The organism is Actinomadura sp. KC216, assembly GCF_004348535.1.
In the GTDB taxonomy this organism is placed as follows: domain Bacteria; phylum Actinomycetota; class Actinomycetes; order Streptosporangiales; family Streptosporangiaceae; genus Spirillospora.
The window spans coordinates 1-15,421 of sequence record NZ_SMJX01000200.1 but is presented as its reverse complement, the minus strand read 5'-3'; the positions used below and the strand labels follow the sequence as shown (position 1 = coordinate 15,421).

Here is a 15,421-nt window from a genome sequence, read left to right as displayed (position 1 = left end):
ACTCCCAACTCATTCGTGGAGCTATGGGGATTCGAACCCCAGACCTCCTCCATGCCATGGAGGCGCGCTACCAACTGCGCCATAGCCCCGCCGCTGCGTGGACGTTCATCCCGCAGCGCCCCGCCAGTGTATCGGACGGGGCGGGCGCGGCTCGAATCGTTTGCGGGTCAGGTTCCGGCGTCGGGGCGGTCGTCGCTGAGGACGGGTTCGGGGAGGGTGCCGGCGTTGTGTTCGGTGAGGCGCCAGCCGCCGTCGCGCATCTCGGTGACGACGGACCAGCAGCAGTTGGAGAGGCCGCCGAGGCGTTCCCAGGTCTCTTCGGGGAGGCCGAGGAGGTGGGACATGCCGAGGCGGAGCGCGGCGCCGTGGGAGGCGACGACGAGCTGCCCGGTGGGCGGGAGGTCGTCGAGGGCGCGTTCGAGGGCGGCGCCGACGCGTTTGGCGACCTGCGCGCTGGTCTCGCCGCCGGGCGGCTGCCAGGCGGCGTGCTCCTCCGGGTACCGTTCGCGGATCTCGCGGTTGGTCAGGCCCTCCCAGACGCCGCCGCCGCGTTCGATGAGGTCCCGGTCGTAGCGGACGGGGAGCCCGGTGATGTCGGCGAGGGCCTGGGCGGTGTCGGCGGCCCGGCGGAGCGGGGACGCCAGGAGGGCGGTGGGGCGGAGCCCGGCGAGGAGGCGGGCCGCTCGCCGGGCCTGCTGCAGCCCGGTTTCGTCGAGCGGGACGTCGGTCTGGCCCTGGAAGCGGTGTTCGAGGTTCCAGGAGGTCTGACCGTGTCTCCAGAGCACGAGCCGCCGCTTCCCCGGCTGGCGGGTGGGGCGGGCGTCACTCACTCGCGCTCCCGACGGCCCGGGCGCGGTGGTTCTGGTGGGCGGTGACATGGTCCGGCAGCTCGATGAGGGGGCAGTCTTTCCAGAGCCGTTCGAGCGCGTAGAACATGCGGTCTTCTTCGTGCTGGATGTGCACGATGATGTCCGCGTAGTCCAGCAGCACCCAGCGGCCTTCGCGCTCGCCTTCGCGGCGGACGGGCTTGGCGCCGCCGTCCTCGCGGAGGCGTTTCTCGACCTCGTCGACGATGGCGCGGACCTGGCGGTCGCTGGGTGCGGAGCAGAGCACGAACGCGTCGGTGATGACGAGCTGCTCGCTCACGTCGTAGGCAAGAATGTCGTCGGCCAGCTTGTCGCCCGCCGCCTCGGCGGCGATCCGGACGAGCTGTGCCGCCCTCTCGGATGCGGTCACGATGCGCTCGCGATCCTCCCTGTAGGGGTCGTCTCCGCTACCACCTTCTCACGGGCGGCGGACAACGGTCCTCTCTGTTTCCGTTCGGCCGCATCGGTCGTGCGGCCCTTCCCCTACCAGGGTATGTCCCGGGGCCGGACGCGCGTTTCGACCGCGCCGCAACCGGGGTCAGCTCCGGTAGAGGTCGCGTTTGTTGATGTATTGGACGATCCCGTCCGGGACGAGGTACCAGATGGGTTCGCCGGAGTGGACGCGGTCGCGGCATTCGGTGGAGGAGATCGACAGGGCGGGGACCTCCATGAGGGAGACCCGCCCGTTGGGCAGGCCGGGGTCGGCGAGCCGGTGGCCGGGGCGGGTGACGCCGATGAAGTGCGCGAGCCCGAACAGCTCGTCGGTGTCGTGCCAGGTCAGCATCTTCTCGAGGGCGTCGGCGCCGGTGATGAAGAACAGGTCGGCGTCGGGGCCCTGGATCCGGCGCATGTCGCGGAGGGTGTCGACGGTGTAGGTGGGGCCGGGACGGTCGATGTCGACGCGGCTGACGGAGAAGCGCGGGTTGGACGCGGTGGCGATCACGGCCATGAGGTAGCGGTCCTCGGCGGCGGCGACCTTGCGTCCCTCCTTGTGGGCGGACAGGCCGGTGGGCACGAACACGACCTCGTCGAGCGAGTAGAAGTGCGCGACCTCGCTCGCGGCCACGAGGTGCCCGTGGTGGATCGGGTCGAACGTGCCGCCCATGATCCCGAGCCGCCGCTTTTGCGTCATGGCGACGAGAATAGTCAGCGGGGCCGGGCCCCGGAACGGCCGGGCCCCCGGGGCTCAGGCGAGGCCGGGGAGGGGTGCGGCCCCGTCCTCCCAGGTCACGACGCGGACGGCCTTGCCGACCTCGACGCGCGGCACGGTGCCGCCCGGCAGCACGAACACCTCGGCGGTCAGCCCGAGCGACTCATGCAGGGCGTGGACGAGCTCGTTCCGGGGGTTCCCGGAGAGGGCCTCGCAGGCGACGAGGAGCCGGGTGGCGGGGCTGCGGCGGTCCACGACGAGCTGGTAGTGCGGCCGGACGAGCCCCGACCCGAGCAGGACGCGCTCGACCTCGCTCGGGTACACGTTGACGCCCCGGACGACGAGCATGTCGTCGGCGCGCCCGAGGACCTTGCTCATCCGGACGAGCGTCCGCCCGCAGGGGCATTCGCCGCGGGTCAGGGACGCGATGTCGCCGGTGCGGTAGCGCAGCAGGGGCAGCGCCTGCTTGGTCGGGGCCGTGAACACCAGCTCGCCGGGCGTGCCGTCCTTGACGGGCTCGCCGGTGGACGGGTCGACGGTCTCGACGATGAAGTGGTCCTCGTTGACGTGCAGGCCGTCCTGTTCGAGGCATTCGGTGGCGACGCCGGGGCCGATGACCTCGGACAGGCCGTAGATGTCCATCGCCTTGATCGGCAGGACGTTCTCGATGGCGGCGCGGAGCTCCTCCGTCCAGGGTTCGGCGCCGAAGAGGCCCGACTTGAGCGCGGTCGGCTCGGCCCCGGCGTCCGCGAGGGCCTCGCCGAGGCGGAGGGCGTAGGCGGGGGTGCAGGTCAGGACGTCGGCGCGGAGGTCGGCGAGCATCCGGACCTGCCGGTCGGTCATGCCGCCCGACATCGGCACCACGGTCGCGCCGAGCGCGACGGCGCCCTGGTGGATGCCGATCCCGCCGGTGAACAGGCCGTAGCCGTAGGCGTTGTGGACGATGCTCCCCGGCGACGCCCCCGCGCACGACAGCGAGCGCGCGCACATGGCCGCCCACAGGTCGAGGTCGGCCTTGGTGTAGGCGACGAGGGTGGGGCGGCCGCGCGTCCCGCTGGAGCCGTGCACGGCGGCGACCTGGTCGCGGGGGACGGCCAGCATCCCGAACGGGTAGTGGTCCCAGAGGTCCTGCTTGGTGGTGAACGGGAGGTTGGGGAGCCCGGCGAGGGTGACGTCCGAGCCGCCGCCGACGCCGGCGTCCTTCAGGCGGCGGCCCTGGACGCCGTCCGCCGCGAGAAGCCGGTCGACCAGCCCCCAGAGGCGGTGCCGCTGCAGCGCGGCGCGCTCGTCGAGGGACATCGCCTCGGCTTTCGGGTCGAACATGGATCGCCTCCCGGGCGCGGCCGGAGCCGGTCGAGGGATCCACGGCGGGGAACCCTGCGACACGGTGGTTCGTCGGAACTACCATGCCAGACATGACGGAGAACACACCGGATCGAGCACGAGCGCGGTTCCCGGGGATCAGTTCCCGGGCCTACGAACACCCGGCGGACCGATCGGCGCTCGTGGCGCTGCGCTCGCTGTCCGGGTTCGACGTCGTCCTGCGCAAGCTGTCGGGGCTGATCAACGAGCGGTCGCTGCGGCTGATGTTCCTCGGCGGGACGGTGCGCGTCGGCGAGGACCAGTTCCGCAACATCTACGACATGGTCCGCGACGCGTCGTACGTCCTGGACATGCCGGAGGTGCCGGAGCTGTACGTCCGGCAGGACCCGACGCCCAACGCGATGGCGCTCGGCAGCGACCACCCGTTCATCGTGCTGAACACCGGCCTGATCGACCTGCTGGACGACGAGGAGCTGCGGTTCGTCGTCGGCCACGAGGTCGGGCACATCCTGTCCGGGCACGCGGTGTACCAGACGATGATGCAGATCCTGCTGCAGCTCGGGTCGCGGCTGGCGTGGCTGCCGCTCGGCAACATGGGCATCGCGGCGATCATCATCGGGTTGCGGGAGTGGTTCCGGAAGGCGGAGCTGTCGTCCGACCGGGCCGGGCTGCTCGTCGGGCAGGACCTCGACGCCGCGAAGCGCGTGATGATGAAGCTGGCCGGCGGGACGCGGCTCGGCGAGATGAGCAGCGAGGCGTTCCTGGAGCAGGCCCGCGAGTACGACGCGGCCGGCGACGTCCGGGACGGGCTGCTGAAGTTCCTGAACCTGCTCGGGCAATCGCACCCGTTCGCGGTGATCCGGTTCGCGGAGATCGACCGGTGGGCGCGCAGCGGCGAGTACGAGCGGATCCTCGCCGGCGACTACCCGCGCCGCGACGACGACGGCCGCGCGTCGGTCACCGACGAGATCAGGGAGGCGGCCAGGTCGTACCGCGAGTCGTGGGAGCGGACCGCCGACCCGTTCGTGGGCAAGGTGCGCGACATGGCGGACGCGGCGGCCGGTGCGGCCGGCGGGCTGTTCGACCGGTTCACCCGCCGCGACAACGGCCCGACCGACAGCAACTAGCCCGGCAGAGCACGACCGGCCGGAGCGACGACAACGGGGAGCGACCGCCAGGCCGCCGCGCATGGACGCGGCGGCCTTTCTCGTGCTCCTTCGCGGCGCTAGAACGGGGCGGGCAGGAGGAGTTCGACGTTGCGGTCGTCGGCGTCGCCGCGGCGGTCCTCCTCGCGGGCCTGCCAGTCGTTGCCCGCCAGCTCCCGGGACAGCGACGCCAGCCGGACGGGGTCGTCGAGGCGCCCGCCGTAGGCCGCGGGACCGGCCGAGTCGAGGATCGTCCCGAAGATCGACAGGGTGCCGTCGCCGTTGTCGGCGAGTTCGATGATGCGGCTCTGCTGCGGGAAGTCGATGTGCGCGGCCGTGTTCACCTCCCAGAATCCGCCGCCGCCCGTGCGGGCGTGCGGGATCACGTGGTTGCGGTGCGTGTGGCCGTTCACCCACAGGATGACGTTCGGGTAGCGCAGCAGGAGCGCCTTGACCTCGTCGCCCAGGACGCGGTCGCCGCCGAGACCGTTGTCCAGGGAGCCGATCGGGTGGTGGCTGAACAGCACGAACAGCCGGTCCCTCACGCGCTGCTCGACGACGGAGCCGTCCGGGGCGTGGTAGCGGCTGCTTCCGGCCTTCAGCTCGGATTCCAGCCACGCGAGCTGCTGCCTGTCGAGCGAGCCCTCGGGCTGGCCGTTCGGGTTGACGGTGTCGAGGACGAGCCCCCGGACGAGACGCCTGCCGAACGCGTAGTAGGCCGTCCCTTCGCGGAGGTTGTCCGGGGTGAAGCCGTGGCCGCGCAGGCGCGCCGCCGTCTTGAAGTGCTCGGCGACGACCTCGTGGCGCGACAGCATGCGGCGGTCCGGATCGGGTGTCACGCGGCGGAACAGGCCGTCCGCGGTGCCGTGCTCGCGGATGAGGCGCAGGAGGCCCTCGGCGTCGCCCGTGGCCAGGATGCGGGCGAGGGTCTGGGCCTGGGCTTCGTTCGCCGGGACGCCGACCTTGATGTCGCCGGTGGCGAGGCCCGAGATGAGCGGGTTGACCGGCATGTTCCCCTGGACGAGGCCGTCGTGGTTGCCGAACACGGCGAGCCACGGCGCGTCCAGCCCGGTCGCCTGGAACGGCCTGCGCGCGGCGTCGATCAGGCCCTGCACGCGCGGGAACCCGAACGCGGTGATCGGGATGTCGGCGTCGGCGCCGGGCGGCGGGCCTTCGGGATGCCAGAACGCGCGGTCGTAGGACGCCCAGTCCATGACGCCCTCATACCGGTCCGGGTCGCCGGAGTCGGGGTGGATGCGGCGGCCGTCCAGCAGGTCGATGATCCAGCGGGTCTCGTTGTACTGGACGTTGTCGGCCGCGTCGCCGGTGTTGATGGCGAACGCGAGCGGCAGCCCGGTCGCCGGGCCCCGCCCGACGCGGTTCATGGCCCGGACCATCGCCTCGGCGACCTGCATGGACAGGATCTCCTGCGGCCGGTAGGCGCTCTGCACGGGCACGTCCATGACCTGCTTGAAGCGGTCGAGGAACTCGACGCGCGCCGGGGACTGCGCGTCGACGACGTGCACGTCGGTGAGCTGGCCGAACGCCAGGATGGGGCGGCGCCGCGCGGCGCGCCGCGCGGACGCGGCGCCGCCGAGGTCGCGGCGGAGGATGTGCGGCTCGCCCGGACCGGTGATCACGGGACGGTAGCCGCCGGTCCCCGCGGGACCGAGCAGGTACGTCCGGGCGAGGGTGGTGCCGTCCACGGGCCCGCGGAGCGCGGGGGCCCCCGGGGCGGCGGTGGCAGGGCGCGAGGGGAACGCCAAGAGTCCGGTGGAGGCGAGCCCGGCTCCGAGGGCGGCCCCCTTCAGCACGTGGCGGCGAGTGTACTGACGAGTCACAATCGCGAATCACACCACGCCCCGCGACGTGACATCAATGGTCAAATTGTCACAGATCGCCTCTTGCGCTCAGCCGCGCAGATGCCCCTCACCGGTCACGACGTACTTCGTGGACGTCAGCTCCGGCAGCCCCATCGGGCCGCGGGCGTGGAGCTTCTGCGTCGAGATGCCGATCTCCGCGCCGAAGCCGAACTCCTCGCCGTCGGTGAAGCGCGTGGACGCGTTCACCATCACCGCGGCCGAGTCGACCAGGGCGACGAACCGCTTCGCGGCGGGCTGCGACGTCGTGACGATCGCCTCGGTGTGGCCGGAGCCGTACTCGCGGATGTGCGCGACGGCGTCGTCCAGCGAGTCGACGACGCGGGCGGCGATGTCGAGGGACAGGTACTCGGCGCGCCAGTCGTCCTCGGTCGCCGCCACGACGTCGTCCCCGTACGACCGGATGCGGTCATCGCCGTGGACCGTGACACCGGCGTTACGGAGCGCCTCCAGCGCGCGCGGGACGAACGCGTCGGCGACGTCGGCGTGCACGAGGAACGTCTCCGCCGCGTTGCACACCGACGGGCGCTGCGTCTTCGCGTTCAGCAGGATCTCGACGGCCATGTCGACGTCGGCGGCGGCGTCCACGTACACCGCGCAGTTCCCGACGCCCGTCTCGATCACCGGGACCGTCGACTCCTGCACCACCGAGTTGATCAGCGAGGCGCCGCCGCGCGGGATCAGCACGTCCACCAGGCCGCGCGCCCGCATCAGGTGCTTCACCGACTCGCGGGACGTGCCCGGGACGAGCTGCACCGCGTCCACCGGGACCCGCGAGTCAGCCAGCGCCCGCTGCATCACCCTGACCAGCGCCGTGTTCGAGTCGTGCGCCGACGACGAGCCGCGCAGCAGCGCCGCGTTCCCGCTCTTCAGGCACAGCGCGGCGGCGTCCACGGTCACGTTCGGGCGCCCCTCGTAGATCATTCCGACGACGCCGAGCGGCACCCGCACCTGCCGCAGCTCCAGCCCGTTCGGCAGCACGTTCCCGCGCACCGTCTCCCCCACCGGGTCCGGCAGCGCGGCGACCTTCCGGACGGCGTCCGCGATCGCGGCGATCCGGCCCTCCGACAGGCGCAGCCGGTCGATCATGTACTCGGACGTGCCGTTCTCCCGGGCCCGCGCCACATCCGCCGCGTTCGCCTCGACGATCTCCGGGACGGCTTCGAGCAGGGCGTCGGCGATGCGGTGCAGCGCCTCGTCCTTCGCCGTCCGCGGCAGCGGGCCCAGCCCCGCCGCGGCCTCCCGGGCGCGCCGCGCCACCCGCACGAACTCCTCGGCCTCGCTCATCACACGTCCCCTTCGGAAAGAACCACCAGGTGATCGCGGTGGATTATCTCGCGCTCGTACTCGGCGCCGAGCTCCCGGGCCAGCCACCGCGTCGAACGGCCCATCAGGTCGGGGATCTCGGACGCGTCGTAGTTCACCAGCCCGCGCGCCACGACCCGGCCCGCCATGTCGCACAGGTCGACGGGGTCGCCCGCGGCGAAGTCGCCGGACACGCCGGTCACCCCGGCCGGGAGCAGCGACTTGCGGCGCCGCACGACCGCGTCGACCGCGCCCGGGTCGAGCGTGACCCGGCCCTGCCCGGTGGTGGCGTGGGCGAGCCACAGGTCCCGGGTCGACATGCGGCGGCCGTCCGCCGGGTGGAACAGCGTCCCGACGCCGTCGCCCGCGAGGGCCTGCGCGGCGGACGCGGCGTTCGTCAGCACGACCGGGATGCCCGCGATCCGGGCCGCCTCGACCTTGGTGACCATGCCGCCGGTGCCGACGCGCCCGGACCGGCCGAGCTTGACGTCCTTCAGGTCGTCCGGGCCGTGCACGTCGGCGATGCGGCGGGCGCCGGGACGGCGCGGGTCGCCGGTGTAGAGGGCGTCGACGTCCGACAGCAGGACCAGCGCGTCCGCGCGGATCAGGTGCGCGACCAGCGCGGCGAGCCGGTCGTTGTCGCCGAACCGGATCTCGTCGGTGGCGACGGTGTCGTTCTCGTTCACGATCGGCAGGATGCCGAGGGCGAGGAGCTGCGCGAGCGTGCGCTGCGCGTTGCGGTGGTGGGAGCGGCGCATCATGTCGTCGGCGGTGAGCAGCACCTGCCCGGCCGTCAGCCCGTGCCGCGCGAACGCCGCGGTGTAGCGGGCGAACAGCAGGCCCTGGCCGACGCTCGCCGCCGCCTGCTGCGTGGCGAGGTCGCGCGGGCGCCGGGTCAGGCCCAGCGGCCCGAGGCCCGCGGCGATCGCGCCGGACGACACGAACACGATCTCGGTGCCGTCGGCGCGGCGGCCGGCGAGGACGTCCACCAGCGCGTCGATGCGGCCGGCGTCGATCGTCCCCTCCGGGGTGGTCAGCGACGACGAGCCCGCCTTCACCACGATCCGCCGGGCCTTCGCGATCGCCTCGCGCTCGATGCCCGTCTCGTGCCCGCTCATGGGCGCCCGCCCAGGCGGCGGTCGGTGCCGCGCGGTCCGGGCGTGCCGTCGCCCGCCGCGACCTCCGGCTCCCAGTCGAAGACGACCGAGTCGTCCGGCGTGCCGATCAGGACCGTGGCGCCGGCGGTCGCGCCCGCCTTGGCGAGCGCGTCCTCCACGCCGAGCCGCGCGAGCCGGTCGGCGAGGTAGCCGACGGCCTCCTCGTTGGCGAAGTCGGTCTGCCGCAGCCAGCGGACGGGCTTCGCGCCGGTGATCAGGTAAGTGTTGTCGCCGAGGTCCCTGACCTCGAAGTCGGTGTCGCCGCCGACCGGCTCGGGCCGGATGACGATGCGGGTCGGCTCCGCAGGCGGCAGCGACGCGCGGTACTCGCCCACCATCGCCGCCATCGCGAACGACAGCTCCCGCAGGCCCTCGCGCGTCGCCGCCGACACCTCGAACACCTTCAGGCCGCGCGCCTCGAACTCGGGGCGGACCATCTCGGCGAGGTCGCGCCCGTCCGGGACGTCGATCTTGTTCAGGACGACGATGCGGGGCCGGTCCGAGAGCGGGCGGTCGCCGAGGACCCGGTCGTAGGCCTGCAGCTCGCGTTCGATGACGTCGAAGTCGCTGACGGGGTCGCGTCCGGGCTCCATCGTCGCGCAGTCGAGGACGTGCGCGAGCGTGGAGGAGCGCTCGATGTGGCGGAGGAAGTCCAGGCCGAGGCCGCGGCCCTCGCTGGCGCCCTCGATCAGGCCGGGGACGTCCGCGACCGTGAACGTCGTGTCGGCCGCCTCGACCACGCCGAGGTTCGGGATCAGCGTGGTGAACGGATAGTCGGCGATCTTCGGTTTGGCGGCGGACAGCGCGGCGATCAGCGACGACTTGCCCGCGCTGGGGAAGCCGACGAGCGCGACGTCCGCGACGCTCTTCAGCTCCAGGACGACGTCGCGCGCCTCCCCCGGCTCGCCGAGCAGCGCGAACCCGGGCGCCTTGCGCTTGGCGGTCGCCAGGGCCGCGTTCCCGAGCCCGCCGTTGCCGCCGCGCGCGATCACGAACCGGGTGCCCTCGCCGACCAGGTCGGCGACGACCTCGTCGCCCTCCTTGACGACGGTGCCGTCCGGGACGGGCAGGACCACGTCGCCGCCGTCCGCGCCCGTCCGGTGGCCGCCCTGCCCGGGACGGCCGTTGCCCGCCTTGCGGTGCGGGCGCCGGTGGTACTCCAGGAGGCTCGCGGCGTTCGCGTCGACGACCAGGACGACGTCGCCGCCGCGCCCGCCGTTCGCGCCGTCCGGTCCGCCGAGCGGTTTGAACTTCTCCCGGTGGATCGACGCGCAGCCGTTGCCGCCGTTCCCGGCGGCGACGTGCAGCACCACCCGGTCGACGAACTGCGCACCCGATCCCGCTCCAGCGGCCACGGTGATCTCTCCTCGATGAGAACGGCGGAAGGGCGGACCGACGACGGTCCGCCCTTCCGACAAAAGCCTCTGTATCCGGCGGACTACTCCGCCGGGGGGACGACGCTCACGGCGTTGCGGCCGCGGTAGCGGCGGAACTTCACCGCGCCAGCGACCAGCGCGAACAGCGTGTCGTCGCCGCCGCGCCCGACGCCGGGGCCGGGGTGGAAGTGGGTGCCGCGCTGCCGGACGATGATCTCGCCGGCGTTGACGACCTGGCCGCCGAACCGCTTCACGCCGAGGCGCTTGGCGTTGGAGTCACGGCCGTTGCGGCTGGACGACGCGCCCTTCTTGTGTGCCATGTGACCGCTCCCTTACTTCCCGGCCTTGATACCGGTGATCTTGACCTCGGTGTACGGCTGACGGTGCCCCATCCGCCGCTTGTACCCGGTCTTGTTCCGGTAGTGCATGATGTTGATCTTCGGGCCCTTGACCGCGCCGAGGATCTCGGCGGTCACCTCGTAGCGCGCGAGGTCGGCCGAGCCGCTGACGACCGTGTCGCCGTCGACGACCAGCACGGCCGGGAACGTCACGGTCGAGCCGACATCGCCGGCCAGCTTGTCGACGGTCAGCACGTCGTCGACGGCGACCTTCTCCTGCCTGCCGCCTGCGCGGACAATCGCGTACACCGCGGAAACCCTTCGTCTTCGCGCGCTTCCGGACTGAACCGGTCCCACGCGTGGTTGAACCAGCCCCCGGATGGGGGCCTACCTCCGGCACCGGGCCGAAGGCGGCACACCAGAGAAGACCCTGGCGCTCTCTGCTTGACCTCACCGGACCGGCGAGGTGCGCACCGAACGGCCCCGGAGGGATACGCGGTGCAGATTCGGGTGACGCGTCCGAGACGCGCCGATGCTGAATACGTCAAGACGTATCCAACCCTTGGATTGTACAGGTACTTAGCACCCCAGCAAATTCGCTCAACCAGAGGCCGTACAGGGCCTGTGATACCCCGTCTGGCGGGCAGGCGCGGGAGGCGCCTGCCCGCCTGGACGGGTCGTTACTCGGCGTCTGCTTCGGCGGTTCGGGTCGCTGACGTCGCGGTGGTGCGGCGGGTGCGGCGGCGGGTGACCGGCGCTTCCTCGGCCTCCGGCTCGGGCTGGGCGGCGTCCGCGGTCCCGTTCGGCTCGGGGGCGGCGGGCGCGGAGCCGTTGAGGTCCTTGCCGGACGGCTCGGTGCCGTTGGGCGTGACCGGGACCGGCTCGGCGGAGTCGAGCGTGGCCGGGGACGTCCCGGCGGTCTCGGCCTCCGCCTCGGCCGCCTCGACCGCGGCCTGCGCCGGGGACTCGTCGGCGTCGAACTCCGGCGGCGGACCGGCGGGCCGCTTGGCCGGGCCCGTCCTGCGACGGCGCGCGCGCACCGGCTCGGCGGGCTCGGGGGCCTCGGCCGCCACGGCCGGCTCCGGCTCCGTCGCGGGCGGTTCGGCGGGCTCCGCCGAGCGCGTCTCGTGCTCGGCCAGCTTCTCCTCGACGGCCCGCTCGACCTCGCCCTTGCGCCTGCGGCGGCGCCCGCTCTCCTTGCCGGCCGCCTTGTCCGGCTTCGGCTCGACCGGGGACAGGTGGACGTGGATGCCGCGTCCGCCGCACGACTCGCAGGTCTCCGAGAACGCCTCCAGCAGGCCCTGGCCGACGCGCTTGCGGGTCATCTGGACCAGGCCGAGCGAGGTGACCTCGGCGACCTGGTGCTTGGTACGGTCCCGCGACAGGCACTCCACGAGGCGGCGCAGCACCAGATCGCGGTTGCTCTCCAGCACCATGTCGATGAAGTCGATCACGACGATGCCGCCGATGTCGCGGAGCCGGAGCTGGCGGACGATCTCCTCGGCCGCCTCCAGGTTGTTGCGGGTGACGGTCTCCTCCAGGTTGCCGCCCTGCCCGGTGAACTTGCCGGTGTTGACGTCGATGACCGTCATCGCCTCGGTGCGGTCGATCACCAGGGAGCCGCCGGACGGCAGCCACACCTTGCGGTCGAGGGCCTTGGCGATCTGCTCGTCGATGCGGTACGCCGACAGTGCGTCCTGGTCGCCCGTCCAGCGCTCGACGCGGTCGGCGAGGTGCGGCGCGACGTACTGGACGTACTCGGAGACGGTGTCCCAGGCGCCCTCACCGGACACGACGAGCTTGGAGAAGTCCTCGTTGAAGATGTCGCGGACGACGCGGATCGTCAGGTCGGGCTCGCCGTACAGCAGGGACGGCGCGGAGGCCGTCCTGACCTTCTTCTGGATGTTGTCCCACTGGGCGGCCAGGCGCGAGACGTCCCGGGAGAGCTCCTCCTCGGTGGCGCCCTCGGCGGCGGTCCGGACGATCACACCGGCGTTCTCCGGCATGACCTTCTTCAGGATCGCCTTGAGGCGGCTGCGCTCCTTGTCGGGGAGCTTGCGGCTGATGCCGGTCATCGAGCCGTCGGGCACGTACACGAGGTAGCGGCCGGGCAGCGAGACCTGGCTGGTCAGGCGGGCGCCCTTGTGGCCGAGCGGGTCCTTGGTGACCTGGACGAGCACCGACTGGCCCGACTTCAGCGCCGACTCGATGCGGCGCGGCTGGCCCTCGAGGCCGGAGGCGTCCCAGTTGACCTCGCCCGCGTACAGGACGGCGTTGCGGCCCTTGCCGATGTCGACGAACGCCGCCTCCATCGACGGCAGGACGTTCTGCACCTTGCCGAGGTAGACGTTGCCGACGTAGCTCTGGTGGGTGGCGCGGTTGACGTAGTGCTCGACGAGGACGTCGTCCTCCAGGACGGCGATCTGCGTACGCTCGCCCTCCTGCCGCACGACCATGACCCGCTCGACGGACTCGCGGCGGGCCAGGAACTCGGCCTCGGTGATCACCGGCGGGCGGCGGCGGCCCTGCTCGCGGCCCTCCCGGCGGCGCTGCTTCTTGGCCTCCAGCCGGGTCGAGCCCCGGACGGACTGGACCTCGTCCTCGGCGGCGGCGCGCGCCTCGCGCGCGGAGCGGACGTGGACGACGGTGTTCGGCGGGTCGTCGGTGCCGGTCCCGGCTTCGCCGTCGGCCCCGGAGCGGCGCCTGCGGCGGCGCCTGCGGCGGCTCGACCCGCCCCCGGCCTCGTCGTCGCCGTCGTCGTCGGCGGCCTCGCGCTCGCCCTCCTCGGCCTTGGGCTCCTTCTCCTTGCCCTTCTTGTCCTTCTTGGCGTCCTTCTTGGCGTCCTTCTTGGGCGCCTTGTCCTTCTTGGTGGCCTTGGCGGGCTCCTCGTCCTTCTCCTCGGGCTCCGCCTCGTCGCCTTGGGCGTCGTCGTCGGCGCCCTCCTTGCCGCCCCGGCCGCGCCCGCGCCCGCCGCGGCGACGGCGGCGGCGCGACGGACGGTCGTCGGACTCGTCCTCGTCGGACGCCCGCTCGTCGCGCTCCTCGTCGGAGTCGTCCTCCGCGGGCTCGTCCTTCGGCTCGTCCTTGGGCCGGGTGGAGGTCTCGGGCTTCGGCTGCGGCGGCTGGAACACGACCATCGGCGGCTGGAACGTCACGCCGGGGACGCCGACACCGCTGGCGGGCTCGGTCTCCGACACCTGCGCCTGCTCGGCGGGCGGCACGTCCGGCACCTGCGGGACGGCGGGCACGGCCGGAGCCGCCTCCGCGGTCGCGGTCGAACGGCGGCGCGTCCGGGTCCGGGTGCGGGGCGCGGGCGCCTCCTCGGCGGGCTGGTCGCTCTCAGCGGCGGCCGGGGGCTCGGTCTCGGTGTCTGGGGAGGTCTCGGCACCGGTCATCGGGACGGTCTCGGGCGTCTCGGCGGCCTTCCCGCTCCTGGTGCGGGTGCGGGTCCGGGTGGTGCGCTTCGGCGGCTCGGGAGCCTCCTCCGCCGGCGCGGCCTCCGCGGCCGGCGCGGCCTCCTCAGCCGGGGCCTCGGGCTCCTCCGCGGCCGGGGGCCCGGCGGTCGTGTCGGGCGGCGGGCCCGCCGGACGGCTGGCGCGGCGCGGACGCGACGTCACCGCCCCGCCGTTCCCGCCTTCCGCGTTCTCCGTGCCGGTGTTCTCGGCGTTCTCGTTCTCGTTCTCGGTGCCTTCGGCATTGGCCGAATCGGCTTCGTTCTCAAGCATCCGGGCAATCTCCCGTCAGGCTCCCGGGCGCGTCCGCACGCTCCGCCGAGGGGCGGATCGATGCGGTGCGCCGCACGGGAGCACTCCATCAGTCGTCGGTGCCGTCACCGCCGGACGATGATCCGGCCATGACGACGAAGTCGTCGGGGGTGCGCCCGCCGTACCCTGCGGGACCGGTTCCGTGTCGCCACGGCTTCGGTCTCACGGTCAGGCGCTGACGGCATCCGCGCTCGCGGCGTCCCCGGGCAGCGGCCGCTCCTGGCCGCGGGCCGTCTCGGCGTCTTCGCCGGACGGCTGTCCGATCTCCCGGTCGGGTCCCAGAGGATCCGCGAGGCCACCGGTGTCCGCGTCGAGGGGCCCCTGCGCCAGCCTGGTCACCAGCGGAGGTGACGGCGGCGCGAGGTCGGCGACCTGGCGCAGTCCGGTGAGGATGTCGTCGGGTCGTACGGCGGGTGTGGAATGCCGAACAACCATTCGAAGTATCGCACAAGGGGCATCGGCCGCGTCCGCGGCGCGCCGGTCCAGCTCACAGGAGGACACGGCGGCGCGCACGTCGAAACGGCGCAGCCCCTTCTTCGTGAGGCGTTCCACCTCGACCTCGCCGGCGCCCATGAAGGCGGCCACGGCGGCGGCTGCATCGTCGGATGACACGCCGTCCAGCCGGATCCGCCACTCGGACGCCTCGAGCCGATCGGCGAACGCGCCGGCCTTCGGCTGCGCGTCGCCGTCGCGTCCCGCTCGTACCGGCACGACATCGACGATGTCGAGCCCGGGAGGCAGGGCCGCGTCGAGATCGGCCCGCACCCGCGCAGGGTCGCGCGGCGCGGTGAGCCCGATCTCCAGGTATTCCGCCTCACTGGCCACCCCTGTCGCCGCCGCACCCGCATACGAGATCTTCGGGTGCGGCGTGAAGCCGCCGCTGAACGCGACAGGGATCCCGGCGCGCCTGACGGCGCGTTCCACGGCCCGGGAAATGTCGCGGTGGCTCGTGAACCGCAGCCTGCCCCGCTTGGCATAGCGGACGCGCAGTCGCTGGGTCACGGGGGCCGGCGGCGGACCCTCCGGCATGGGTGCCAGGGTTCTGGTCCTTCCTACTCGCGTCGAGTCGAAATCAAAGGTCTCCCTATAGAGTACGTGCCCCCGACCACCCCCGCGC

At 72.8% G+C, this 15,421-nt stretch carries 13 protein-coding genes and 1 tRNA gene; 1 reads left to right on the top strand and 13 read right to left on the bottom strand.

Annotation, left to right across the window (positions count from 1 at the left end; all coding sequences use genetic code 11):
- Positions 1 to 16 precede the first annotated feature (16 nt).
- The 5 genes from E1264_RS28360 to E1264_RS28340 all read right to left on the bottom strand — a co-directional run bounded on the left by E1264_RS28360 (position 17) and on the right by E1264_RS28340 (position 3,339).
- Positions 17 to 89 (bottom strand) — tRNA-Ala (locus E1264_RS28360).
- A gap of 78 nt (positions 90 to 167) precedes the next feature.
- A complete protein-coding gene (locus E1264_RS28355) occupies positions 168 to 830 on the bottom strand; it encodes a histidine phosphatase family protein (protein WP_243711223.1) in 663 nt (220 codons plus the stop codon).
- Positions 823 to 1,236, bottom strand: a complete 414-nt coding sequence (gene rsfS, locus E1264_RS28350) for a ribosome silencing factor (RefSeq protein ID WP_132178502.1) — start codon at positions 1,234 to 1,236, stop codon at positions 823 to 825. Before rsfS ends, E1264_RS28355 begins: the two co-directional genes overlap by 8 nt.
- 168 nt (positions 1,237 to 1,404) lie before the next feature.
- A complete protein-coding gene (gene nadD / locus E1264_RS28345; protein WP_132178501.1) occupies positions 1,405 to 1,998 on the bottom strand; it encodes a nicotinate-nucleotide adenylyltransferase in 594 nt (197 codons plus the stop codon).
- Between the two features lie 54 nt (positions 1,999 to 2,052).
- Positions 2,053 to 3,339, bottom strand: coding sequence for a phenylacetate--CoA ligase (locus tag E1264_RS28340; protein WP_207936341.1), 1,287 nt, complete (start codon positions 3,337 to 3,339; stop codon positions 2,053 to 2,055).
- Positions 3,340 to 3,431: 92 nt separating this feature from the next.
- Here E1264_RS28340 and E1264_RS28335 point away from each other — a divergent pair, with 92 nt between their 5' ends.
- Positions 3,432 to 4,466, top strand: a complete 1,035-nt coding sequence (locus E1264_RS28335) for a M48 family metallopeptidase (RefSeq protein WP_132178500.1) — start codon at positions 3,432 to 3,434, stop codon at positions 4,464 to 4,466.
- Between the two features lie 98 nt (positions 4,467 to 4,564).
- Here the strand turns inward: E1264_RS28335 and E1264_RS28330 are convergent, their stop codons facing one another.
- The 8 genes from E1264_RS28330 to E1264_RS28295 all read right to left on the bottom strand — a co-directional run bounded on the left by E1264_RS28330 (position 4,565) and on the right by E1264_RS28295 (position 15,333).
- Positions 4,565 to 6,298, bottom strand: a complete 1,734-nt coding sequence (locus E1264_RS28330) for a TIGR03767 family metallophosphoesterase (protein WP_243711222.1) — start codon at positions 6,296 to 6,298, stop codon at positions 4,565 to 4,567.
- A gap of 96 nt (positions 6,299 to 6,394) precedes the next feature.
- Positions 6,395 to 7,651: a glutamate-5-semialdehyde dehydrogenase gene (locus E1264_RS28325; RefSeq protein ID WP_132178498.1), complete on the bottom strand. Its 1,257-nt coding sequence runs from the start codon at positions 7,649 to 7,651 to the stop codon at positions 6,395 to 6,397.
- A complete protein-coding gene (gene proB, locus E1264_RS28320) occupies positions 7,651 to 8,787 on the bottom strand; it encodes a glutamate 5-kinase (RefSeq protein ID WP_132178497.1) in 1,137 nt (378 codons plus the stop codon). The genes E1264_RS28325 and proB overlap by 1 nt, the downstream gene beginning before the upstream one ends.
- On the bottom strand, positions 8,784 to 10,181 hold the full coding sequence (obgE, locus tag E1264_RS28315) for a GTPase ObgE (RefSeq protein WP_132178496.1): 1,398 nt from the start codon (positions 10,179 to 10,181) through the stop codon (positions 8,784 to 8,786). The genes proB and obgE overlap by 4 nt, the downstream gene beginning before the upstream one ends.
- A gap of 83 nt (positions 10,182 to 10,264) precedes the next feature.
- Complete coding sequence (gene rpmA, locus E1264_RS28310; RefSeq protein ID WP_131969804.1) at positions 10,265 to 10,522, bottom strand: 50S ribosomal protein L27; 258 nt, start codon at positions 10,520 to 10,522, stop codon at positions 10,265 to 10,267.
- 12 nt (positions 10,523 to 10,534) lie between these two features.
- Complete coding sequence (gene rplU / locus E1264_RS28305) at positions 10,535 to 10,849, bottom strand: 50S ribosomal protein L21 (RefSeq protein WP_132178495.1); 315 nt, start codon at positions 10,847 to 10,849, stop codon at positions 10,535 to 10,537.
- 371 nt (positions 10,850 to 11,220) lie between these two features.
- Entirely contained in the window at positions 11,221 to 14,265 is a 3,045-nt protein-coding gene (locus E1264_RS28300; protein ID WP_132178494.1) for an Rne/Rng family ribonuclease, read from the bottom strand.
- 207 nt (positions 14,266 to 14,472) lie between these two features.
- Entirely contained in the window at positions 14,473 to 15,333 is an 861-nt protein-coding gene (locus E1264_RS28295) for a TIGR03936 family radical SAM-associated protein (protein WP_132178493.1), read from the bottom strand.
- Positions 15,334 to 15,421 lie beyond the last annotated feature (88 nt).

Excerpts from the sequence above, each read along its gene's own strand:
- nadD (WP_132178501.1), bottom strand. The coding sequence starts at position 1,998 with ATGACGCAAAAGCGGCGGCTCGGGATCATGGGCGGCACGTTCGACCCG.
- E1264_RS28340 (WP_207936341.1), bottom strand. The coding sequence starts at position 3,339 with ATGTTCGACCCGAAAGCCGAGGCGATGTCCCTCGACGAGCGCGCCGCG.
- E1264_RS28335 (WP_132178500.1), top strand. The coding sequence starts at position 3,432 with ATGACGGAGAACACACCGGATCGAGCACGAGCGCGGTTCCCGGGGATC.
- E1264_RS28325 (WP_132178498.1), bottom strand. The coding sequence starts at position 7,651 with ATGAGCGAGGCCGAGGAGTTCGTGCGGGTGGCGCGGCGCGCCCGGGAG.
- proB (WP_132178497.1), bottom strand. The coding sequence starts at position 8,787 with ATGAGCGGGCACGAGACGGGCATCGAGCGCGAGGCGATCGCGAAGGCC.
- rpmA (WP_131969804.1), bottom strand. The coding sequence starts at position 10,522 with ATGGCACACAAGAAGGGCGCGTCGTCCAGCCGCAACGGCCGTGACTCC.
- E1264_RS28300 (WP_132178494.1), bottom strand. The coding sequence starts at position 14,265 with ATGCTTGAGAACGAAGCCGATTCGGCCAATGCCGAAGGCACCGAGAAC.
- E1264_RS28295 (WP_132178493.1), bottom strand. The coding sequence starts at position 15,333 with ATGCCGGAGGGTCCGCCGCCGGCCCCCGTGACCCAGCGACTGCGCGTC.